We start from the raw sequence: 20,929 nt of genomic DNA, 5'->3' as shown, positions 1-20,929 counted from the left end.
GCAGCGAGCACCTACTCGGCGTCGGCCAGCCCCATCAGCCGCAGCTCCCTGGCGATGTAGTCGGCCGCGGCGAGGGCCGCGGGGTCCTCCCAGTTCAGGTCGCTGACCCAGTCGGCCAGGTTGTCCGCGTTGACGTAGGGCTCACCGCTCATGTCGAGCTTGCGGATGTAGTGCCGATTCGGCATCACGAAATCTCCTCACGGCGCGTGAGTACTACAGCGCCGTATCCCTGTCGAGCAGCGTCATCAACTCGGATGACCAATACACAGCGTCACTATTGTGCGTGCGGGAAAGTCCTGAACACCGGCGAAGCGGAGATAAGTCACACCGTCCCGCCCCCCGAGAGCACGTACCGGCGGTGCCAGGTGACTGCCTGTTCGTCCGTGAGCGAGGCGACCTGGTCCAGCACCACCCGAAGCCGGTGGGCGTCGTCTCCGGCGTGCTGCCACGCCGCGGCCAACGCCGGATCCAGCGACTCAGGAGCACCGTCGGCGAGCACCCCGACCAGCTCGGTGAGCAACGCACGCTGACGCTCCTGCAAGCTCAGTCGCCCGGGATCGCTCATGACGTAGCGCAGCGCGACGGCCTTGAGCACCGCGACCTCGGCGATCACCTGATCCGGCAGCACCAGGTCGGCACCGTAGCGCGTGAGTGGTCCCGGCCCGAACTCCGCCCTGGTGGCCGACACGGCCGCCGTGGCGAACCGGCCCACGAGCTCGCTGGTCAGCTGCTTCAGGGCGACCTGGGCCGACAGGGAACCGTCGTAGTCGAGCACGGCCGCGACGGTGGGGAGCCGCACCAGCTCCACGGCGGCCGATTCAAGCAGGTCGACGCTGTCGGCCGAACGCACCTCGTGGTGGAAATGCTTCGCGGCCATCCGGGCGATCTCGGAGCGCTCCTCCTCGCGGGTCAGCATCCGCAGCGAGATGCGCCCGGAGTGCACTCCGTCCTCGACGTCGTGCACCGAGTACGCGACGTCGTCGGACCAGTCCATGATCTGGGCTTCCAGGCAGCGCCGGGTGTGCTCGGCTCCCGAGCGCATCCAGTCGAACACCGCCAGGTCGGAGTCGTAGACGCCGAACTTGCTCCGGTCCCGTCGCTTCGGCCACGGGTACTTCGTGGTCGCGTCCAGGCAGGCACGTGTCAGGTTCAGGCCGTGGCCGGTTCCGGCGGAGTCCACCAGCTTGGGTTCGAGCCGGGTGAGGATGCGCAGCGTCTGCGCGTTGCCCTCGAACCCGCCGCAGCTCGCGGCCACGTCGTCGAGAGCTTGCTCGCCGTTGTGCCCGAACGGGGGATGCCCGATGTCGTGGGCCAGCCCGGCCGTGTCGACGACATCGGGGTCCGTCCCCAGGTCGTGGGCGATCCCCCGGCCGATCTGGGCCACTTCGAGCGAGTGGGTGAGCCGCGTGCGCGGCACGTCGCCTTCACCGGGGCCCATGACCTGCGTCTTGCCCGCCAGCCGCCGCAGGGCCGCCGAGTGCAGCACCCGGGCGCGGTCCCGCGCGAAAGGGGTCCTGGCCTCCTGCGCGTCCGGCAGGGCGGCCTGCTTCGGTGACTCGGCGAGCAGCCGCGTCACGTCGTGATCACCGTAACCGGGCAGGTCGTCCATCGACCTCAGCCTACGGCGCGACACCGCAGAAACGTCGAGCGGAAGAGCCGGAGCACGGCCTCAGTTCAACCCCATGCCACTGACATCGGCCGAGGCGTGGGACAAGCGGTAGTAGAGCATCGCCGCCGTCTCCCGAATGATGTACTGCCGCCGGATGTCGGCACCGTCCACGGTCGGCCCCACCCGGGTCGGCGACGACCAGGCCCGGAGCCCGACTTCGTTGGCCATGGTCCGCGAGCGCCACGAGTGCCACGGGTCGCTGACGATCAGTGCCGTCTGCCAGTCGCGCTGCTCGGCCAGGTCCCCCACCGCACGAATGCTGCGCAGCGTGTCCTTGCCCGTCTCGACGTCCTCGACACCGTGCGAGGGCACGCCGTGGTCGACGAGCCACATCCGGCTCGCCTGGGCCTCGGTGTAGTTGTCACCCTCCTGGTTGCCCCCCACCGTCACGATGTGCTCGGCATAGCCCTGCTCGTAGAGGCTGAGGGCGTGCTGGAGACGCGCCTTCAGCACGGCGGAGGGCTCACCGTTGTACTGCGCCGCACCCAACACGACGATCATGTCCGCGGGTCGCCGCTGTTCGACACCGGCGACCTGCCAGACGCGGAAAACGGTGCCTCCGAGTACCAGCACCGCCACCAACAGCGCACCGAACAGGATCCTGCGCAGGGCTCGCCCACCACCGGGCGAGCGCGGGTCTCGTACGTCTCGGGCGTGGGTCACGTCCCGCATGGTTCCAGATCGACATGAACCGCGGGCGCCGTCCCTGCCCGGAGGTGTTCAGAAGTCTCCGATCGGTAAGGCCACCCGCTCAGCCGCACCTGTCGTCGGGCAAGCGGCGCAGCCGCTTGCCCGCCAAGCACGCAGGTCGATCCGCCCGAGGTTCCGCGCTACCCGACCCCTGCACGACTCCTCCGGGGAACTGCGATCAGCAGCCGACGAGACGGGCGGCCAGGTAGCTCTCGAGCTGGTCCATCGACACCCGCTCCTGGGCCATCGTGTCGCGCTCGCGAACCGTGACGGAGTGGTCGGACAGCGAGTCGAAGTCGACCGTGACGCAGAAGGGGGTGCCGATCTCGTCGTGCCTGCGGTAGCGGCGACCGATGGCACCGGCGTCGTCGAACTCGATGTTCCAGTTCCGCCGCAGCGTCGTGGCCACGTCCTTGGCCTTCGGCGACAGGTCGCTGTTGCGCGACAACGGCAGCACGGCGACCTTCACCGGAGCCAGTCGGCGATCCAGCTTGAGCACGACCCGCTTGTCCACACCGCCCTTGGCGTTGGGGGCCTCGTCCTCGCTGTAGGCGTCGACGAGGAAGGCCATCATGGGCCGTCCGACACCGGCGGCGGGCTCGATGACGTAGGGCCGGTACCGGGAGTTGCTGGCCTGGTCGAAGTAGGACAGGTCGACCCCGGAGTGGTTGGAGTGCGTGGTGAGGTCGAAGTCCGTGCGGTTGGCGATCCCCTCCAGCTCACCCCACTCCTTGCCGCTGAACCCGAAGCGGTACTCGATGTCCACGGTCCGCTTCGCGTAGTGCGACAACTCCTCCTTCGGGTGCTCGTGGTGGCGGAGGTTGTTCGGATCGACGCCCAGACCCGTGTACCACTGGGTGCGCTCGTCGATCCAGTACTGGTGCCAGTGCTCGTCCTCGCCGGGCTCGACGAAGAACTCCATCTCCATCTGCTCGAACTCGCGAGTGCGGAAGATGAAGTTGCCGGGCGTGACCTCGTTGCGGAAGGACTTGCCGATCTGACCGATGCCGAACGGCGGCTTCTTGCGGGAGGTCGTCATCACGTTGAGGAAGTTGATGAAGATGCCCTGGGCGGTCTCCGGCCGCAGGTAGTGCAGGCCCTCCTCGGAGTCCACCGGGCCGAGGAAGGTCTTGAGCAGACCGTTGAACATCTTCGGTTCGGTGAACTGGCCCCGGTTGCCGCAGTGCGGGCACGGCACCTGGGAGAGGTCCTCCTCGGTGGCCTCCTTGCCGGTGCGCTCTACGTACTCCTCGACGAGCTGGTCGGAGCGGAAACGCTGGTGGCAGGACAGGCACTCAACGAGCGGGTCGACGAACTCCCGAACGTGACCGGAGGCCTCCCAGACCTCACGGGGCAGCACCACCGACGAGTCCAGCCCCACCACGTCGTCGCGCCCCTGCACCATGAAGCGCCACCACTGACGCTTGATGTTGTCCTTGAGCTCGACACCCAGCGGACCGTAATCCCACGCCGACCGGGTACCGCCGTAGATCTCACCGCTCGGGTAGACGAAGCCACGGCGCTTGCACAGGTTGACGATCGTGTCGATCTGGTCGGTGGGCACGTTCACTCCACGCGTCAGTAGGGTCGAACAGGGTGGTCTTACGGGTCGATACGCTGGTTTTCCAGCGTACTCAGGTCACTTGACAGCATTGTGTACCCCCACCCTTCCCCTTCGTCCGCACCCGTGGCGCCACACGATCGGCTGACATGGGCCGTGGTCGGAGCTATCCGTAGGATGGGAGGGGGCGCGACAGCGCACTCGGCCCGTCGGGACTCGTAATTCAGTCCGCCGGAGCCCTGTCGCCGGAGCTCTGTCACCAGAGCCCTGTCCAAGCCCCGCCAGGCCTGTCGAAACCTCGTCAGCACGAACCCCGCCGGAAGGGAAACCATGGCCGCCGCCAATCCGGACTCCGTTCCAGAATCGGCGCGGCAGGCCGCGAAGACCGAGCCGGCCCCGGAAGTGCTCCCGGCCGGGAGCGAGTCCCACGCCGACGACGTGCACTCGTCGGAGCGCCTGGCAGCCAGCCCCGAACCACAGCGCCCCACCAGCACCCTCTCCGAGGCCGGTGAGCTGCTGCGGGCCCTCGCCGCACCCGTGCGCATCGCCATCGTCCTCCAGTTGCACAGTGCCGAGCGGTGCGTCCACGAACTGGTCGACGCGCTCGGGGTCTCCCAGCCCCTGATCAGCCAGCATCTGCGTGTGCTCAAAACCGCCGGGATCGTGACCGGGAAGCGTCACGGCCGCGAGGTCGTGTACCGCCTCGTCGACGAGCACCTGGCCCACATCGTGGTGGATGCGGTAGCACACGCGGAGGAAACATCCGAGACGCGAGTGGAAGGTTCGACTCCCCTCGCACGCGACGACGGACAGGAGACAGCGTGACCACCGGCGAGCGCCCCACGGCCGCCGTACCGGGTCTGCGGGCGACCAAGCAACGAGCCGCCGTGTCGAAGCTGCTCAGCGAGACCAACGACTTCCGGTCGGCGCAGGAACTCCACGACCAGCTCAAACGCCAGGGCGAGGGCATCGGTCTGACCACCGTGTACCGCACCCTGCAAAGCCTCGCCGACGCCGGAGAGGTCGATGTCCTGCGGACCGAGTCGGGGGAGGCCGTCTACCGCCGGTGCTCCAGTCACCATCACCACCACCTGGTGTGCCGCCACTGCGCCCGCACCGTGGAGGTCGCCGATCCGCCGGTGGAGAGCTGGGCCGAGCGCATCGCCGCCGAGCACGGCTTCTCGGAGGTCGATCACACCGTGGAGATCGTGGGCACGTGCCCGGAGTGCGCCCGCACGGCCTGAAAAGCCGCTGCGCGGCCGCCGCGCTCAAAAGAGACGATCACCACCTTGATCACCCGTGGTTCCCGCCCGTCACGACCCACGTGTCATGATGTCGGACCGATCGCCGCGACCCGTGGCGATGCCGCCGATCCCAGAAAGGGCCAGACAGCGTGAGCGACGAACAGCGCACCACACCCCGACGCGGGCTCACCGCGGCGCAGAAGACCCGTGCCGCCGCCGAGTACGAACAGGGGCAGACGATCCGCACGCTGGCGGCGAGCTACCAGGTCTCCTACGGCACGATGCATCGCGTCATCCGCGAGTCCGGTGTGGCCGTACGGCCGCGCGGCGGAGACACTCGTCCGCAACGCGGCCAGTGAGGCCCTCGCTCACTCCGGCACCGGGTTCTCGACACTGCTGAGCAGCTCACCACGCAACTGCGAAGCGGTGGAGACCACCAGCATCAGCAACGTGCCCAGCGGTGCGGCGTCCATGCCCTGTGCCGGAAAAGCGTAACGCAAAGTGACGTCCATGCCGCTTTCGGTACGCACCACGCCGAGCGTGCCGAACAGTCCCTGACCGGCCCGTTCGGCCGCCGACTGCGCGAGCTGGTCCTCCTGCGGGAGGTCCCACGCCACCACGCAGGACAGGCTCAGCACCGTCAGACCGTCCGCGAGCTGCATGGCCTGAACGGCACAGGGCACCTCGGAGTGCCGAAAGGTCAGGGCGCCGTCGTCGTCGACGTGGACCTCGTGGTACGTCTCCAGCGCTTCCTTGGCCGCGGTCAACAGCTCCGCGGTCGTGGCTGCCTCCTGAGTCATGAGTGATCCTCTCGATCGGAGACGGTGGCCTGGTCACTGCGGTCGACGGCACCGCCGAAACGTCGATCACGACCCGCGTAGGCCTCGCACGCGCGCCACAGGTGGTGACGATCCACGTCGGGAAACAGGGTGTCCTGGAACACCATCTCGGCATAGGCGGACTGCCAGAGCATGAAGTTCGAGGTCCGCCGCTCTCCCGAGGGCCGGATGAACATGTCCACATCCGGCATATCGGGCTGGTAGAGATGCCGAGCCACGGTGCGCTCGTTGACCTTTTCCGGATTGATCTTTCCCGCGGCGGCCAGCCGGGCGATCTCCCGTGCGGAATCGCCGATCTCGGCGCGGCCACCGTAGTTCACGCACATGGTCAAGTTCATGACCTCGTTGTTCTCGGTCCGGGTCTCGGCCGAGCGCAACTCGTTGACCACACTGCGCCACAACTTGGGGCGCCGTCCGGCCCACCGCACACGAACACCCATCTCGTCGAGCTCGTCGACACGGCGACGGATGACGTCGCGGTTGAATCCCATCAGAAACTTGACCTCCTCCGGGCTGCGTTTCCAATTCTCCGTGGAGAAGGCGTACAGGGACAACCACCGCACCCCGACCTCGATGGCGCCGCGGGCGAGTTCGAGCACCACGGCCTCGCCCTGCTTGTGCCCCTCGACCCTGGGCAACCCTCGTTCGTTGGCCCATCGCCCGTTGCCGTCCATGACCACGGCGACGTGATTGGGCACCAGTTCCGGGGGCAGCTCCGGTGGCCGGTCTCCCTCGGGATGCGAGGCGGGTGCGACCACACTCGGGTCGTCCTTCCCCCGTCCACTGCGTCGCAGCATGGGGAATGTCTCCTTCGTCGTCGTCAGCGCGGTCCGTGCCGAACCGACGGACCATTCTCCCGGACCGGGGCGCGGGAAGTGTTCAGTGGTCGCCCGAATCGAACGGCGAGGCCACCGTCGGAAGGCAGCCGCGTCATTCCCGTGGCGCGGTAGAACTCCTGTGCGCCCGTGTTACTCGCCCGCACGCCCAGTTGCACGCCGGGGGAACCGGCGCGGGCGAGATCGGTGAACACCGCGTCCAGCAGCCGGCGACCGACGCCCTGACCGCGAGCGCGGGCCAGCAGGTTGATGTGCAGGTGCGAGGGGTAGGCGTCCAGGTCGATCGACAGCATCCGGCGCGGGTGGTGCAGGCAGGAGCGCAGTTCGTCGTCGGCGTCGTGGGGATCGACCCTGCGGCTGGCCGGATGGCTACCGGCGAAACGAGGGGCCCACTCCAGCTGCCAGCGTGCGTAGAACTCGGCGGAGTTCAGCGCCGCCACCGCGTAGCCGAACACCGTTCCCCGCCACTCGGCGACGAAGACCAGTTCCGGCTGCAGCAGCAGGTAGGGCTCGGCGAAGACGTAGGCCATCAGCCGGGGATCACGCAGGATGGCGGTAGCGGAGTTCCCGGCGTCTCCGGTGGCCACGCAGATGCGGTGCACCGCCGGAGCATCTTCGGGACGGTAGCTCCGCACCCTCAATCGTGGTTCCAGTGACCGGCAGCGCTCATGCCGGAGTCATCGACCTCCCCCGCGGCGGCCGCTCGGGCGCGGATGGCGTCGGGAACCGGAGGGCGCGACACGTCTCGTTGCACCAACGGCAGCGATCGTAGCCGCCGTTCCAAGTGCCACTGCAAATGAGCGGCAACCAGTCCGCTGCTCTCGCGCCGTACCCGGGTGTTCGTGGTCTCCGCGACGGACCAGTCACCGTGCAACAAGGCTTCCAGCAGGGAAAACGTCCCCGCGACGGGACGCACGGCACCGGCGGGCCTGCATTCTTCGCACACCGCGCCGCCGACGGGGACGCTGAAAGCGCCGTGCGGTCCCGGTGCCGCGCACCGGGCGCACTCTTCGAGCGCGGGAGCCCAGCCCGCATACGACATCGCCCGCAGCACGAACGCGTCGAGCACCAGCGAGGCGTCCCGTTGCCCGTCCGCCAGCGCGCGCAGCGCTCCCACGCCGAGCAGGTACAGCCGCAGCACCGGCTCACCCTCCTCGGCCGCGAGCCGGTCGAGCGTCTCCAGCACCGCACACGCCGTGGTGTAGCGCTGGTAGTCGCCGACGATCCCGGCGCCGAACGCGTCCAGGGTCTGCACCTGGGTGATCACGTCGAGAGTGCGGCCGCTGTGGAGCTGCACATCCACGTGGCAGAACGGCTCCACGCGCGCGCCGAAGCGCGAGGACGTCCGACGGACCCCCTTGGCCACTCCGCGGATCTTGCCGTGGCGACGACTCAGCAGGGTGACGATGCGGTCGGCCTCACCCAGCTTCTGCACCCGCAGCACGACCGCGGTATCCCGGTAGAGGCTCACCTCTCCAGTGTCGCACTCCGCCCCGGCCGGACCGGCGCGACCATGACGGCTCCCACACGAGCCACTCTCACGGCGCCGAACCGCCGATCATTTCGCCGAACGGGATCTACTTCGTCGCGATGACCAGCGTCTTGGCCATCTTGTCGTGCCAGCCCTGCCTGCGAACGCTGTCGAACGTCGGCGACAACCAGCACAGCAGCCCCATGATCCACCCTATGCAGGGGATGATGCTGCAGCCGTAGGGCACGGCCCACCGGGCGAACGCCGGACCCCAGCCCGGCAACTGCCCGGTACCTTCCTGAACGACTCGAACACCGAGAACTTGCTTCCCCAAGGTGGCTCCCCGCGTCGCGATCATCGACACCTCGTACATGACCGAAACGACGAGCATCGTGAGCGAAAAGACCAGGAACGTTCCGATCGTGCCCAGGGAGACAGCGGCTCCTGTGGAGTCGCCGCTGCTCGCCGCTATCGCTCCCATGATCACTAGCATCAGGACGATGAGCACGGTCAGGGCACCGCCGACGATCAGCCCGTCGAGCAGCCGAGCAAGCAACCGGTTACCGAGACCAGCCAATCGAACCGGCCCCACACCGGGGATCTGCACCACATCACTGACCATGTGAGGTGCCGGAGCGGGTTGCCCGTAGCCCGGCATCGCCCCGTACGGCTGGGACTGCGGTCCGGAAGGCGGGCCGTAACCGGGCTGCTCGTAGGGCTGCTGTGGTTGAGGTCCGGAAGGCGGGCCATAACCGGGCTGCCCGTAGGGCTGCTGTGGTTGAGGACCGGAAGGCGGGCCATAACCGGGCTGCCCGTAGGGCTGCTGTGGTTGAGGACCGGAAGGCGGGCCACCGTAGGGATTGCTCACGAAAAACGTCCTTGACTCTTCGGTACCGGCAGTACTGCCGATCTCGGGAACCGGCGCGCCGCAAGATACCCGATGCTCTCCGCACCATGGGCTCGTTTTCACCGATTCCGCCCCGGAGGTGACCGAGGCCTCCTGTATAACTCAGGCGCGCAGTGCCGTGAACGGCTCGAACGGGAGGTTGCGCAGCACCGTCCACGTCAGCACGACCACCGCCAACCCGCAGCCGAGGAGCTTGCCGAAGAAACCGGACGGCCACACCCGAGCCGCCACCCCCAGCTCGCGACGAGCACCGGACACCAGCATCGCCAACACGAACGGTGGAAACACCAGCAGGGCGAAGGCGTTGAAGTCCAGCGCTGAGAGAAGATCACCGTGCAACACCGCACCGATCATGCGGCTTCCACCGCAGAACGGACCGTCCAGCCCCGTGGCGAAACGGAACAGGCACGGTACGGAAAGGAGGCCGGCACCCAGCACCAGTCCCAGCACACCCAGCACGGCGACCGAGCTCGCGGTCCCGGGCACCTTCCGTAGCACGGACCGCATCCGGGTCGTACCTCCCGCCCCGAGCCTCAGCGTCGAGTGATGACCAGCGTCTTGGCCATCTTGTCGTGCCAGCCCTGCCTGCGAACGCTGTCGAACGTCGGCGACAACCAGCACAGCAGCCCCATGATCCACCCTATGCAGGGGATGATGCTGCAGCCGTAGGGCACGGCCCACCGGGCGAACGCCGGACCCCAGCCCGGCAACTGCCCGGTACCTTCCTGAACGACTCGAACACCGAGAACTTGCTTCCCCAAGGTGGCTCCCCGCGTCGCGATCATCGACACCTCGTAGAGCACGGTGATGGGCAGCACGAGCAAAGCATAGGCGAACACGCCCACGATGAATCCCGCCGTCCCGGCCATCGCGGCGGCGTCGGCGGAGGCCGGGGCGAACATCGCGACGCCGATCATCGGCATCAACACTCCCAGCAAGATCACGGCAACAGCGTTGATCAAGCTTTCCAGCGGCCGAGCGGCCAACCGGTTGCCGAGCCCGGCCAGGCGTAACTGCCCGCCCCCCGGGGATCTCGACGATGTCGGTGACCACGTGCGGTCCCGGCTGTTGACCGTAAACGGGCTGACCGTAACCCGGCTGGCTGTAGACGGATCGTCCGTAGAGCTGCTGTTGTGGTCCGGACGGGGGTCGTGCGGGGTGTTCATGGTGAATTCCTCCGGAGCCGACGCGAAAGCGGCCGTCACGCTCTATGTCCGCGTACGAACGTAGCCGCGATGTCCGCGGAGTAGCGCCGATTCCCGAAAACTCGTCCGGAACGAAAGTTCCCGGAGCTGCACCGTATTCACATCGAAACACCTTGCCCGGCCCGGAGACGACACCGACCGCGCGTCGAAGCACGAAATCCCGCCGTGGACGCGAGGGCCTTCAGAAGCCCAGGCGACGCAGCTGCTTGGGATCGCGCTGCCAGTCCTTGGCGACCTTGACGTGCAGGTCCAGGTGGATTCTGCTGCCCAGCAGCGCCTGGATGTGCTTGCGCGCCTGCGTCCCGACGTCCTTGAGCCGCTGCCCACCCTTGCCGATGACGATGGCCTTCTGGCTCTCCCGTTCCACGTAGATCACGGCGTAGACGTCCAGGATGTCCTCGCGCTCCTCACGCGGAACCATCTCCTCGATCAGCACCGCCAGGGAGTGCGGCAGCTCGTCACGAACCCCCTCCAGCGCCGCCTCCCGAATCAGCTCGGCGATGAGCGTGGACTCCGGCTCGTCTGTGATCTCACCGCCGGGGTACAGCTGCGGCCCTTCCGGCAACTGCCGCACGAGCAGGTCGGAGACCACGTCCATCTGGTAGTCACCGGAGACCGAGACCGGTACCAGATCGGTGAACTCCATCAGTTCCTGCAGGGCCAGCAGTTGCTCGGCGACCCGCTCACTGCCGACCCGGTCCGCCTTCGTGACGATCCCCACCACGGGGGTGTGCTGGGTGATCTTCGCCAGCTCCTCGGCGATGTAGCGGTCGCCCGGGCCGATCTTCTCGTCGGCGGGAACGCAGAAGCCGACCACGTCCACTTCCGACCAGGTCTCGTACACCAGATCGTTGAGGCGTTCCCCGAGCAGGGTGCGCGGCCGGTGCAGACCGGGGGTGTCCACGATGATCAGCTGCGCGTCCGGACGGTTCATGATGCCGCGGATCGCGTGGCGGGTCGTCTGCGGTTTGCTGGAGGTGATCGCCACTTTGGAACCGACGAGCGCGTTGGTCAGCGTGGACTTGCCCGCGTTGGGGCGGCCGACGAAGCAGGCGAATCCGGAGCGATGTGTTTCGTTCGAGCTGGTCACCGTCCCATTGTCTCCGGTGGCCTCAGCTGGCGTGGGCGGCGGTACGCATGGAGCTCAACAGCGTCTGGTGTCTGATCCACCCCACCAGTTCCGTCTCGTCGGCGGTCAGCACCGGTACTCCCGATCCTTCCGCTCCGACCAGCACCTCCAGCGCGTCGACGAGCTTGGTCTCGGACGACACGGTGTCCGGGAGCTCGGCCAGCTGGCCGACCGTGTCGCTCACGCGTTCGTTCTTGCCGAGCTCCTCGGCCACGGCGCGCGCGGTCACGCACCCCTGGTACTGCCCGGAGGAGTCGACCACCGGAAGGACGTCGTGTCCGGAGGCCGCCAGGGTGTCGGCGGCCTCACGCAGCCGCGTGTCCGCGGGCAGCGTCCGAGGTAGCTCCTCCATCACCGAAGCGACCGTGCTGTCCGGCAAGCTCCCCCGCAGGTGACTGGCCTCCAGGTCGATACCGCGGCGCCGAAGCTTGGTGGTGTAGACGGTGCTCTTGCTCAGGGTCCGGCTGACCAGGGTGGCGACCACCACGGCCAGCATCATCGGCAGGATGACCGAGTACTGGTCGGTGATCTCGAACAGGACGATCACACCGGTGATCGGCGCCCGGGCGGCACCGGCGAAGGCGGCGCCCATGCCGATCAGGCCGTAAGCACCGGGCGAGGCGACGATGCCGGGCAGCAGCGCATGGGCGGCCAGGCCGAACGCGGTGCCCCCCATCGCACCGACGAACAGCGACGGGGCGAACACACCACCGGAACCACCGATACCGATGGTCAGGCTGGTGGCGATCATCTTGCCGACCATCAGCAGCAGCAGGAACCCGATCGCGTAGTTGCCGGTGATGGCGTCCGCCAGCACCGGGTAACCGACCCCGTACATCTGCGGCAGCACCAGCAGCAGGCCGCCCAGCAGCAGTCCTCCCACGGCGGGCCGGAGCCACTCCGGCCCCCGCCAGAGCCAGTCGCAGACGTCCTCGACGAGGTAGAGGACCTTGCTGAACAGCACGCCCGAGGCGCCGATGAGCACGCCCAGCACCGCGAAGAGCCCGAACTCGGCGGGGCTGTGCAGGTGGAACGCGGGCAGGGACAGGAACGCCTCGTTGCCCATGACGGCACGACCCACCACGCTGGCCATCACGCTGGCGAGCACGACCGCACCGAACGACTCGATCGTGAAGCTCTGCAGGATCAGTTCCATCGCGAAGAACGGTCCGGCCAGTGGCGCGTTGAACGTCGCCGCGATGCCGCCGGCCGCACCACAGGCGACCAGCACGCGTAAGCGGCGTTCGGGAAGTTTGACCCACTGTCCGAAGGTCGATCCCAGCGCGGAACCGATCTGCACGATCGGCCCCTCCCGGCCGACCGAACCGCCACCCCCGATACACAGCGCCGAAGCGAGCGTCTTGACGAGGCTGACCTGTGGTTTGATCCGCCCTCCGCGCTCGGAGACGGCGTACATGACCTCGGGAACACCGTGCCCCCGGGCTTCACTGGCGAAACGCTGGACGAGCGGGCCGTAGACGAGACCCGCCACGACGGGAGCCAGCAGCAGGAACCAGGACCCCCAGCCGGGCAGCCACGGATGTCCGGCGCCGGGCGTCGCGGAGTAGTCGGCATGACCGGACAGCACCAGCGTCGCCCACTTGATCAGCCACCGGAAGGCGATGGCGCCGAGTCCGGCACCCGCGCCGATCACCAGCGCCAGGAACATCAGTCCGCTGCCGCGCTCTCGCAGCCAGTCACCAAGCGGTCGCCGTACTGGCACGGGAACCGCCCCCGTCCGTACCCCAGTCTTGGTCTCAACCACGGTTGCATTATGCAAATCTTGCCCTGTGCAGGTCAATGTGAGAATGGAGACATGACCGAAGAAGCCCCACCGGGCGGCGACGAAGTGGACGCGATCACCGAGTCGGTACTGACAGCATCGCGGCTGCTGGTGGGGGTTTCGGCCAAGTCGGTGGCGGCAGTGGCCGGCCCCATCACGCTGCCGCAGTTCCGCCTGCTGGTCGCGCTCGGCTCGCGGGGACCGTTGAAGCTGGTCTCGCTGGCCGAACTGCTCGGAGTGAACCCCTCCACAGCGACCAGGACCGTGGACAGGCTGGTCACCGCGGGGTGGGCCGAACGCAACAGCAATCCGCAGTCCCGCCGCGAGATCACCGTCGGACTCACCCCGCAGGGACGTGAACTGGTGGACCGGGTCACCGATTACCGCAGGCGGGAGATCGCCTCCATAGTCCAGCGGATGCCCGCCGAGCGGCGGGAGGGCCTCGTGGCCGCGCTCCAGGCGTTCAGCGAGGCCGGTGCGGAACCACCACCACGCACCTCGCCCTACGACGCCGCCCTGACGCAGTGGGACTGATCCGCACCACGGGGCGTGACACCACGACTTCGTCGGCCTTCGGGCTCCTTGCTCGACGTCGCGATGCCGACCTCGCAAACGGCGGATGGGAGTACGTGCTGCATTTGCCGTCCCCACGGCCTCCGAGGCAGTGACTCCTGCCACCGGGCAGCGTCAAACCACCCGACCTCGGTGGGTTCCTGCTTCCGCACCAACCGCCCCGGTGCGGGGGCCTACGTCGGATCCACAGGCGTTTAACCTCTCCACCTCCCGCCGCGCTTCAGCGGCGAGTTTCCGTCCGGCGGTGAGGATGTTGATCGCTGCATTGACATCACGGTCCAGCTCCGCCCCACAAGCAGCACAGCTGAAGACGCGCGTCTTCAGCGGCGCGGAGTCCTTGGTGGCACCGCAGGCGCTGCACGTCTTGCTCGTGGGCAACCATCGATCGATGATCACCAATACCCGTCCCTGACGGGCACACTTCTCCTCCGACAACCGCCGAAACATGCCCCAACCGGCATCGTGCACGGACCTGGCCAGGCGCCCGCGGGCCGAACCGGACACGGCCAGGTCTTCCGCCACGATCAGTTGGTTCTCCCGAACGAGGCGAGAGGTTTCCTGGTGCAGCCAGTTCAACCGGGCATCGGCGACCTCGGCGCGCTGGCGAGCTAGTTTCCTACGATTCTTGTCCCGGTTGTTCGATCCCGCTGCTTGCGGCTGAGTTCCCGCTGCGTCCGTTTGAGCTTGCGTTCCGCCCTACGCAAAAATTTCGGGTTCGTAATGGCGTTGCCGTGCTGGTCCACCGCGAACGCCGAGAGCCCCGAATCGAGGTCGATCTCGACATCATGGCCGTGCTCATCCAGCACGGGTCGCTGGGTTTCATCACCGATTTCGACCACGAACGAGCAGAAGTAGCGATCGTCGGCGGTCTTGATGACGGTGACCGAAGAGGGCTTGCTGGGGCAGGTCGCGGGACCAAGCCAAGCGCACGTCTCCGACTTGGGACAACCGGAGCTCGCCGTCGTCGAGAACACGGAACGCACCCGGCTGGAACCGAACAGCTTGACGCGGGTCCTTTCGGGATTTGAACCGAGGACACCTCACTCTCCCGCCCTCGCGTTTCCCCGTCAGCGAGCCAAAGAAGTTCCTGTATGCCGCGTCACAGTCGCGAAGGCTCTGCTGCAACATCGAGTGCTGTAGGCTGGCCAGCCACGCTCGCTCCGGAGCTTTCTTGGCCTCAGTGATCAACTGCTTCTGCAATACACTGCCGGACGGATGCTTCCGCCCAACCGCGTACGCGTCGCGGCGGGCGGCTACGGCATCGTTGCAGACCAGCCGAGCACACCCGAACGCCCGCAGCAACGCCAGCCTCCGCCCCGGATCGGGGTACAAACGGTAGCGATACCGCAGTTGCCTCTGTCGACCTCCTCGCTCTCGTATGGTGCGGGACAGCGAGAAGGACCGACAAAAACGCACGGACCGATTCCCGGCGTCCTCGGTCGGTCACGTGCGGGATCGCACCACCGAACGGGCCCTACTGAACGTCGACGACTTCGCCGTTGTCGTCGGCCCGCAGCACCCGGATACCCGTCCCGAGGTCGAGTACGGCAGCCACCGATTCCTCGTCCAGGACGTCGGCAGCGGTGACGACGGCGGCCGCTTCGAGACTTTCGGCACCGCTGGCCACCGCCGCCGCCACTGCGGCCTGCAAGGCACTCAGCCGCAACGAGGGCAGCGCGACGGTGCAAGCCGTGTAGGTACGGCCGTCGGTGTCGCGCACCGCGGCTCCCTCGGCCGCGCCGATACGGGCACGCGCCGACCGAGCCAGTGTCACGATCTTGGCGTCCTCCGGGTCGAGGTCCGCGGGCACCGACTCTTCAGCGTACTCAGCCACGATTGGTGCTTCCTTCCCGTTCGGCACCCTGACGGTGCGTGTTGTCGTTCTCGGCCCAGCGCACGAGCATGGCGTTGATCCGAATTCTGCCACGGTGGTCCTTGCCGCCCTCGGCGCGCAGCCGCAGGCCCGCGAGCTCGGCCTCGGCGCCGGGCAGTGGGACCCGACCGAGCCGTTGCGCGAGCAGACCGCCCACAGTCTCGACGTCGGAGTCGTCCAGCTCGGTCCCGAACAGCGCCGCGAGGTCGGCGACGGGCAATCGGGAGCTGACCCGGACCACTCCGCCCTCCAAGTGCTCGACGGGACGGTGTTCCTCGCGGTCGGACTCGTCGGTGATCTCGCCGACGATCTCCTCGATGATGTCCTCGATGGTCAGCAGTCCGGCGGTACCGCCGTACTCGTCGACGGCGATGGCCATGTGACTGCGGGAGAGCTGCATGTCCCTGAGCAACTCGTCGCACCGCTTGGAGTCGGGCACGAAGCTGGCCGGGCGCATGAGTTCGGAGACCACGGGGACGGTCTCCTGAGAGGAGCTGGATTGTTGCGAGGAGCCGGGGTCCTGCAGGGTGCCGCGCTCGGTCATCGCACCGGCCAGGTCCTTGAGCGTGACCACGCCCACGATGTCGTCGACGCTGTCGCCGATGACGGGCACCCGGGAGAACCCGGAGCGCAGCGACAGCGCGAGGCCCTGCCGCACCGTCTTGGTCTGTTCGATCCAGATCATCTCGGTCCGCGGCACCATCACCTCGCGGGCGGTGGTGTCGCCGAGTTCGAAGACCGAGTGGATCATCTCGCGCTTGCCCGCGGCGACGACTCCGCGCTCACCCGCCAGGTCCACCAGCTCCCGCAACTCGACCTCGGAGGAGAACGGTCCCTCGCGGAAACCGCGCCCGGGAGTGATCGCGTTACCGACCAGGATCAGCAACCGGGTCAGCGGGTTGAGCAGTCGGGCCAACACCCGTACCGGGGCCGCGGCCACCAGTCCCACCGCGTAGGGGTGCTGACGACCGAGCGTGCGCGGCCCGACACCGACCAGGACGTAGGAGACGACCAGCATGACCAGCGCGGCGACCAGTACCGCCCAACCGGAGGAGGAGGTCGCCCCCAGTACGACCACCGTGACCACCACGGTCGCACCCAGTTCGCACGCCAGCCGCAGCAGGAGCAGCAGATTGACGTGCCGGGGCCGGTCGGACAGCACCAGGGCGAGTTGTTTCGCGCCACCGCGCCCCTGCCGCACGAGTTCGTCGACCCGTGCTCGCGAAGCCGCTCCGATGGCGGCGTCGGCCGCGGCGAACAAGCCGGCGACCACCACCAGCAGGACAGCCCACGCCAGCAATGCGGGTAACTGAGTCACCGCCATCCACCCCTAGGTGTGGTGTTTCGGCACGTTACTTCCGGCAGGACGGAGGGAAACGCGACCATCCGGGTGCCGGTCATCACAACCTCCCGAGGTACTACGCCCGGGGCGTGTCGTCCGTGGAGGAACCCTCCAGCCCCACCGCACCCAGTACGCGTGAGTCGGCGTCGTGTTGCACGGCCTCGGCCCTGGCCTGGCGGAAGTCGGCCAGCAGCCGGTTCTGCAGCGAGAACATCTCGCGTTCTTCCTCCGGCTCGGCGTGGTCGTAACCGAGCAGGTGCAGCACCCCGTGCACCGTCAGCAGGTGCAGCTCCTCGGCCAGCCCGTGACCGGCCTTCCTGGCCTGCTCCTCGGCGAAGGAGGGGCACAGCACGATGTCACCCAGCATGGCCGCACCGGACTCACCGGGCTCGGGCCCGCCGGAGGAGCCGTACTCGTCCATGGGGAAGGCCATCACGTCCGTCGGACCCGACAGGTCCATCCAGCGCTCGTGCAGGTCGGCCATGACGTCGTTCTCGACGATCACGATCGACAGTTCCGCGAGCTGACTCACGCTCATCTTGTCCAGCGCGTAACGCGCCACGGACACGATCGTGGTCTCGCAGACTTCGACGGAGGACTCGTTGGCGATCTCGATGCTCATGTGCGCTTCCGTTGCTGCCCGTTGCCGCCACCCGAAGCTTGCCCGGAGTCCGGGCTCTCGTCGTGGGACTGCCAGCGGTCGTAGGCGTTGACGATGTCGGTTACCAGCCGGTGCCGGACCACGTCCTGGCTGTCCAGCATGCTGAAGTGCACGTCGTCGATGCCTTCGAGGATCTCCCGCACCACCTTCAGACCACTGCGCTGCCCGCCCGGGAGGTCGATCTGGGTGATGTCGCCTGTGACCACGATCTTGGAACCGAAGCCCAGCCGGGTCAGGAACATCTTCATCTGTTCCGGCGTGGTGTTCTGCGCCTCGTCGAGGATGATGAAGGCGTCGTTGAGCGTACGCCCGCGCATGTAGGCCAGCGGCGCCACCTCGATGGTGCCCGCCTGCGTGAGGCGCGGAACCGACTCGGGGTCGATCATGTCGTACAGGGCGTCGTAGAGCGGCCGCAGGTACGGGTCGATCTTCTCGTAGAGCGTACCGGGCAGGTAGCCCAGCCGCTCCCCGGCCTCCACGGCCGGACGGATCAGGATGATCCGGTTGACCTGCTTGGCCTGGAGCGCCTGCACGGCCTTGGCCATCGCCAGGTAGGTCTTGCCGGTTCCGGCGGGACCGATGCCGAAGACCACGGTGTGGTCCTCGATCGCGTCGACGTAGCGCTTCTGGTTGACGCTCTTCGGCCGGATGGTACGTCCCCGGTTGGAGACGATGTTCATCGTCAGCACGTCGGCCGGCGACTCGTCCTGCTCCGCCGAAAGCATCGACACACTCCGGCTGACGGCCTCGGGAGTGAGCTGATTGCCCCGGGAAACCACCGTGATCAGCTCGTCGAAGACCTTCTCGGCGAAGGCGACCTCGCCGACATCGCCGGACAAGGTCACTTCGTTGCCCCGGACATGCACGTCGGCGTTGACGAGGCCCTCGACGGCCCGCAGGTTCTCGTCCTTGGACCCCAGAAGCCCCAACACCGCGGTGTCCGGGATGGTGATGCTCGACTGCGTGACGGCCTGAGCCGGCTGTTGTTCTCCGGACTGGGCGGCTCCACCCGCTGCGATTCCGGCCACGTGCTTTCGGGCCTACTTCCTGCGCGCATGCGCGAGTCGGTATCGGTCTTTCCGCGTCACCCTCGATGATAGAGCACACCACAACGACAGTGCCGCTTCAGCGGGTCAACTCGATCGCGGCCACCGGTCGGTCAGCACACCCAGGGCGCCGAGGGCCACGGCACCGGCCGTCGAGGCGCGGAGCACCTCGGGGCCGAGCCGGACCGGCTGCGCCCCGGCCGAGGTCAACGCGTCCAGCTCGTCCGCGCTGACGCCGCCTTCGGGACCGACGACGAGGGCGATCTCACCCTCGTCGGGGATCGCCACCGAGGCCAGCGGTGTCTCGGCCGATTCGTGCAGGACCAGCGCGGCCCTGGTGTGCTCGACGAGCTCGGTGACCCCGCGGGTACCGCGGGGCTCTTCCACCTCGGGAGTCCACGGCCGCCGCGCCTGTTTGGCGGCCTGAGTGGCGGTGTTGCGCCACCGGGACAGCGCCTTCGCACCGCGCGGACCGTCGTCCCAGCGCGCCACGCACCGGCTCGCCCGCCACGGCGTCACCGCGTCCACTCCGGCCTCGGTCGCCAGCTCCACGGCCAGCTCACCACGTTCTCCCTTGACCAGCGCCTGGACCAGGCGCACCCGGACGTCGGGAGCGGGGACACGCCAACTGTGCACCACGCTCAGCCGGAGCGTGTCCCTCCCGACGTCCAGGACCTCGCACCGGGCGAGTCCGCCACGCCCGTCGGAGAGCAGCAACGCCGCACCGGTGCGCGTTCGACGCACCGTCGCGGCGTGCTTGCCCTCCGGGCCGTCCAGAGTGGTTTCACCGGTTTCCGGCAGTTCGTCGACGGAGAACACCGGAAGCGAGGAGGACACCGTTCACCTCACCTCAGCGGTGGCCGGAACGGAAGCGGGAGAAGAACCCGCCACGGTGGCCGTTACCGCTGGCGCTGACCGTGGGCTCGGGCTGTTCCTCACCCCGCGCGGCGGCGAGCTGGCGAAGCAGCTCGGTCTGGTGCTCGTCGAGGTTGGTGGGCACCTGTACGTCCAGGTGCACGTGCAGGTCGCCGTGCCCGCTGACGCGACCGTTCGACCGCAGCTTGGGCAGCCCCTGACCGCTGAGGACCTGCTCGGCACCGGGCTGCGTGCCCGGCTCGACCGTCAGCTCCTCCTTGCCGTCGAGGGTGTCCAACGTGACGACCGTGCCCATGGCCGCCGCCGTCATCGGGACCTCGACGTGGCAGTGCAGGTCGGCACCGTCGCGCACGAAGCGCTCGTGGGGAAGTTCGTCGACCTCGACGAACAGGTCCCCCGAAGGACCTCCACCCGGGCCGACCTCGCCCTCACCGGACAGCCGCACCCGCATCCCGTCGCCGACGCCGGCGGGGATCTTCACCGTGATCGTGCGACGCGCCCGCACTCGACCGTCACCACCGCACTGCTGGCACGGGTCGGTGATGACCTCGCCGAAGCCCCGGCACTCCGGGCAGGGGCGCGAGGTCATGACCTGGCCGAGGAAGGAACGCTGCACGGACTGGACCTCGCCGCGTCCACCACAGGTGTCACACGTCGATGGCGCCGTACCCGCGCGGGAACCGCCACCGTCGCAGGTGTCGCACATCACGGCGGTGTCCACGGTGATGTCCCGGCTGACTCCGCTGGCACAGTCCTCCAGCGTCAGTTCCATCCGCAGCAGCGCGTCCGAGCCCTGCTGCACGCGGCTGCGCTGTCCGCCACGGCCACCGCCCGCGGCACCACCACCGCCTCCGAAGAAGGCGTCCATGATGTCGCCGAGGCCGCCGAAGCCCGCGAACGGGTCCTGACCGCCTCCTCCGGCGCCGCCGCCGCCGCTTTCCAGCGGGTCGCCGCCGAGGTCGACGACCTGGCGCTTCTTCGGGTCCGACAGCACCTCGTAGACACTGGTGACCTCCCGAAAGCGCTCCTGAGCGCCGTCCTCCTTGTTGACGTCGGGGTGGAGCTCCCTGGCGAGCTTGCGGTAGGCCCGCTTGATCTCGTCCTGAGTAGCGTCCTTGGCCACCCCGAGGGTCCCGTAATAGTCCCTGGCCACCTTTTGCGTTCTTCCTCTGCTAGTCCGACGGGTTCACACCACAAGACTCGACCGTGCTCGCCGCACCGCCG

General features: G+C 68.0%; 24 protein-coding genes and 2 pseudogenes. 4 read left to right on the top strand and 22 right to left on the bottom strand.

All coding sequences use genetic code 11. The features are described from left to right. Positions 1 to 11: 11 nt before the first annotated feature. The 4 genes from FHX42_RS13695 to FHX42_RS13680 all read right to left on the bottom strand — a co-directional run bounded on the left by FHX42_RS13695 (position 12) and on the right by FHX42_RS13680 (position 3,923). On the bottom strand, positions 12 to 188 hold the full coding sequence (locus tag FHX42_RS13695; protein ID WP_182544866.1) for a hypothetical protein: 177 nt from the start codon (positions 186 to 188) through the stop codon (positions 12 to 14). Positions 189 to 322: 134 nt separating this feature from the next. Continuing rightward, positions 323 to 1,609 carry a deoxyguanosinetriphosphate triphosphohydrolase gene (locus FHX42_RS13690; RefSeq protein ID WP_182544649.1) on the bottom strand — a complete coding sequence of 429 codons (1,287 nt, stop codon included), beginning with the start codon at positions 1,607 to 1,609 and terminating at the stop codon, positions 323 to 325. A 60-nt stretch (positions 1,610 to 1,669) separates the two neighbouring features. After that, entirely contained in the window at positions 1,670 to 2,332 is a 663-nt protein-coding gene (locus tag FHX42_RS13685; RefSeq protein ID WP_328796106.1) for a YdcF family protein, read from the bottom strand. Positions 2,333 to 2,537: 205 nt separating this feature from the next. Then, the gene (locus tag FHX42_RS13680) at positions 2,538 to 3,923 is read right to left on the bottom strand and encodes a glycine--tRNA ligase (RefSeq protein ID WP_182544647.1); all 1,386 of its coding nucleotides are present in this window, start codon (positions 3,921 to 3,923) and stop codon (positions 2,538 to 2,540) included. A 327-nt stretch (positions 3,924 to 4,250) separates the two neighbouring features. Here FHX42_RS13680 and FHX42_RS27420 point away from each other — a divergent pair, with 327 nt between their 5' ends. From FHX42_RS27420 to FHX42_RS26635, 3 genes are all read left to right on the top strand, one after another. Continuing rightward, positions 4,251 to 4,745 carry an ArsR/SmtB family transcription factor gene (locus FHX42_RS27420; protein WP_328796105.1) on the top strand — a complete coding sequence of 165 codons (495 nt, stop codon included), beginning with the start codon at positions 4,251 to 4,253 and terminating at the stop codon, positions 4,743 to 4,745. Further along, a complete protein-coding gene (locus FHX42_RS13670; RefSeq protein ID WP_182544646.1) occupies positions 4,742 to 5,164 on the top strand; it encodes a Fur family transcriptional regulator in 423 nt (140 codons plus the stop codon). Before FHX42_RS27420 ends, FHX42_RS13670 begins: the two co-directional genes overlap by 4 nt. Positions 5,165 to 5,313: 149 nt before the next feature. After that, positions 5,314 to 5,523 carry a helix-turn-helix domain-containing protein gene (locus tag FHX42_RS26635; RefSeq protein WP_182544645.1) on the top strand — a complete coding sequence of 70 codons (210 nt, stop codon included), beginning with the start codon at positions 5,314 to 5,316 and terminating at the stop codon, positions 5,521 to 5,523. 9 nt (positions 5,524 to 5,532) lie between these two features. Here the strand turns inward: FHX42_RS26635 and FHX42_RS13660 are convergent, their stop codons facing one another. The 9 genes from FHX42_RS13660 to FHX42_RS13620 all read right to left on the bottom strand — a co-directional run bounded on the left by FHX42_RS13660 (position 5,533) and on the right by FHX42_RS13620 (position 13,316). Continuing rightward, on the bottom strand, positions 5,533 to 5,964 hold the full coding sequence (locus FHX42_RS13660) for a hypothetical protein (protein WP_182544644.1): 432 nt from the start codon (positions 5,962 to 5,964) through the stop codon (positions 5,533 to 5,535). Further along, complete coding sequence (locus tag FHX42_RS13655) at positions 5,961 to 6,800, bottom strand: isoprenyl transferase (protein WP_182544643.1); 840 nt, start codon at positions 6,798 to 6,800, stop codon at positions 5,961 to 5,963. Before FHX42_RS13655 ends, FHX42_RS13660 begins: the two co-directional genes overlap by 4 nt. A 23-nt stretch (positions 6,801 to 6,823) precedes the next feature. After that, positions 6,824 to 7,441 carry a GNAT family N-acetyltransferase gene (locus tag FHX42_RS13650; RefSeq protein WP_182544642.1) on the bottom strand — a complete coding sequence of 206 codons (618 nt, stop codon included), beginning with the start codon at positions 7,439 to 7,441 and terminating at the stop codon, positions 6,824 to 6,826. Between the two features lie 35 nt (positions 7,442 to 7,476). Beyond that, complete coding sequence (gene recO, locus FHX42_RS13645; RefSeq protein WP_182544641.1) at positions 7,477 to 8,310, bottom strand: DNA repair protein RecO; 834 nt, start codon at positions 8,308 to 8,310, stop codon at positions 7,477 to 7,479. A 106-nt stretch (positions 8,311 to 8,416) separates the two neighbouring features. After that, complete coding sequence (locus FHX42_RS13640; RefSeq protein ID WP_182544640.1) at positions 8,417 to 9,178, bottom strand: RDD family protein; 762 nt, start codon at positions 9,176 to 9,178, stop codon at positions 8,417 to 8,419. Between the two features lie 141 nt (positions 9,179 to 9,319). Then, positions 9,320 to 9,724: a DUF2752 domain-containing protein gene (locus FHX42_RS13635; RefSeq protein WP_182544639.1), complete on the bottom strand. Its 405-nt coding sequence runs from the start codon at positions 9,722 to 9,724 to the stop codon at positions 9,320 to 9,322. A 26-nt stretch (positions 9,725 to 9,750) separates the two neighbouring features. Further along, positions 9,751 to 10,383, bottom strand: coding sequence for an RDD family protein (locus FHX42_RS13630; RefSeq protein WP_182544638.1), 633 nt, complete (start codon positions 10,381 to 10,383; stop codon positions 9,751 to 9,753). 220 nt (positions 10,384 to 10,603) lie between these two features. Then, positions 10,604 to 11,512: a GTPase Era gene (gene era, locus FHX42_RS13625; protein WP_182544637.1), complete on the bottom strand. Its 909-nt coding sequence runs from the start codon at positions 11,510 to 11,512 to the stop codon at positions 10,604 to 10,606. 22 nt (positions 11,513 to 11,534) lie between these two features. After that, positions 11,535 to 13,316 (bottom strand): chloride channel protein, encoded by a 1,782-nt coding sequence (locus FHX42_RS13620; protein WP_407926238.1) that lies wholly within the window; start codon positions 13,314 to 13,316, stop codon positions 11,535 to 11,537. A gap of 51 nt (positions 13,317 to 13,367) precedes the next feature. On the opposite strand from FHX42_RS13620, the gene FHX42_RS13615 reads away from it, so the two are divergent. After that, complete coding sequence (locus FHX42_RS13615; RefSeq protein WP_182544636.1) at positions 13,368 to 13,868, top strand: MarR family winged helix-turn-helix transcriptional regulator; 501 nt, start codon at positions 13,368 to 13,370, stop codon at positions 13,866 to 13,868. Between the two features lie 153 nt (positions 13,869 to 14,021). Here the strand turns inward: FHX42_RS13615 and FHX42_RS25955 are convergent. The 9 genes and pseudogenes from FHX42_RS25955 to dnaJ all read right to left on the bottom strand — a co-directional run. Continuing rightward, positions 14,022 to 14,516 (bottom strand): annotated as a pseudogene (locus FHX42_RS25955) (RNA-guided endonuclease InsQ/TnpB family protein); the annotation flags it as partial. Then, on the bottom strand, positions 14,516 to 14,881 hold the full coding sequence (locus FHX42_RS27415) for a transposase (protein ID WP_328796121.1): 366 nt from the start codon (positions 14,879 to 14,881) through the stop codon (positions 14,516 to 14,518). The pseudogene FHX42_RS25955 and the gene FHX42_RS27415, both read right to left, overlap by 1 nt. 304 nt (positions 14,882 to 15,185) lie before the next feature. Then, positions 15,186 to 15,323 (bottom strand): annotated as a pseudogene (locus tag FHX42_RS27410) (helix-turn-helix domain-containing protein); the annotation flags it as partial. Positions 15,324 to 15,381: 58 nt separating this feature from the next. Further along, the gene (locus FHX42_RS13605) at positions 15,382 to 15,741 is read right to left on the bottom strand and encodes a cytidine deaminase (protein WP_182544635.1); all 360 of its coding nucleotides are present in this window, start codon (positions 15,739 to 15,741) and stop codon (positions 15,382 to 15,384) included. Then, positions 15,734 to 17,104, bottom strand: a complete 1,371-nt coding sequence (locus FHX42_RS13600; RefSeq protein ID WP_182544634.1) for a hemolysin family protein — start codon at positions 17,102 to 17,104, stop codon at positions 15,734 to 15,736. Before FHX42_RS13600 ends, FHX42_RS13605 begins: the two co-directional genes overlap by 8 nt. Before the next feature lie 94 nt (positions 17,105 to 17,198). Further along, positions 17,199 to 17,744 carry an rRNA maturation RNase YbeY gene (gene ybeY / locus FHX42_RS13595; RefSeq protein WP_182544633.1) on the bottom strand — a complete coding sequence of 182 codons (546 nt, stop codon included), beginning with the start codon at positions 17,742 to 17,744 and terminating at the stop codon, positions 17,199 to 17,201. Then, positions 17,741 to 18,811: a PhoH family protein gene (locus FHX42_RS13590; protein ID WP_182544632.1), complete on the bottom strand. Its 1,071-nt coding sequence runs from the start codon at positions 18,809 to 18,811 to the stop codon at positions 17,741 to 17,743. The genes ybeY and FHX42_RS13590 overlap by 4 nt, the downstream gene beginning before the upstream one ends. 105 nt (positions 18,812 to 18,916) lie before the next feature. Beyond that, positions 18,917 to 19,666, bottom strand: coding sequence for a 16S rRNA (uracil(1498)-N(3))-methyltransferase (locus FHX42_RS13585; protein ID WP_182544631.1), 750 nt, complete (start codon positions 19,664 to 19,666; stop codon positions 18,917 to 18,919). Between the two features lie 13 nt (positions 19,667 to 19,679). Further along, positions 19,680 to 20,858 carry a molecular chaperone DnaJ gene (gene dnaJ / locus FHX42_RS13580; protein WP_182544630.1) on the bottom strand — a complete coding sequence of 393 codons (1,179 nt, stop codon included), beginning with the start codon at positions 20,856 to 20,858 and terminating at the stop codon, positions 19,680 to 19,682. Positions 20,859 to 20,929: the final 71 nt, after the last annotated feature.

The sequence above is a fragment of the Halosaccharopolyspora lacisalsi genome, assembly GCF_014137975.1.
GTDB lineage: Bacteria > Actinomycetota > Actinomycetes > Mycobacteriales > Pseudonocardiaceae > Halosaccharopolyspora > Halosaccharopolyspora lacisalsi.
The sequence above is the reverse complement of the archived record's forward strand: the minus strand, read 5'-3'. Positions and strand labels throughout refer to the sequence as shown.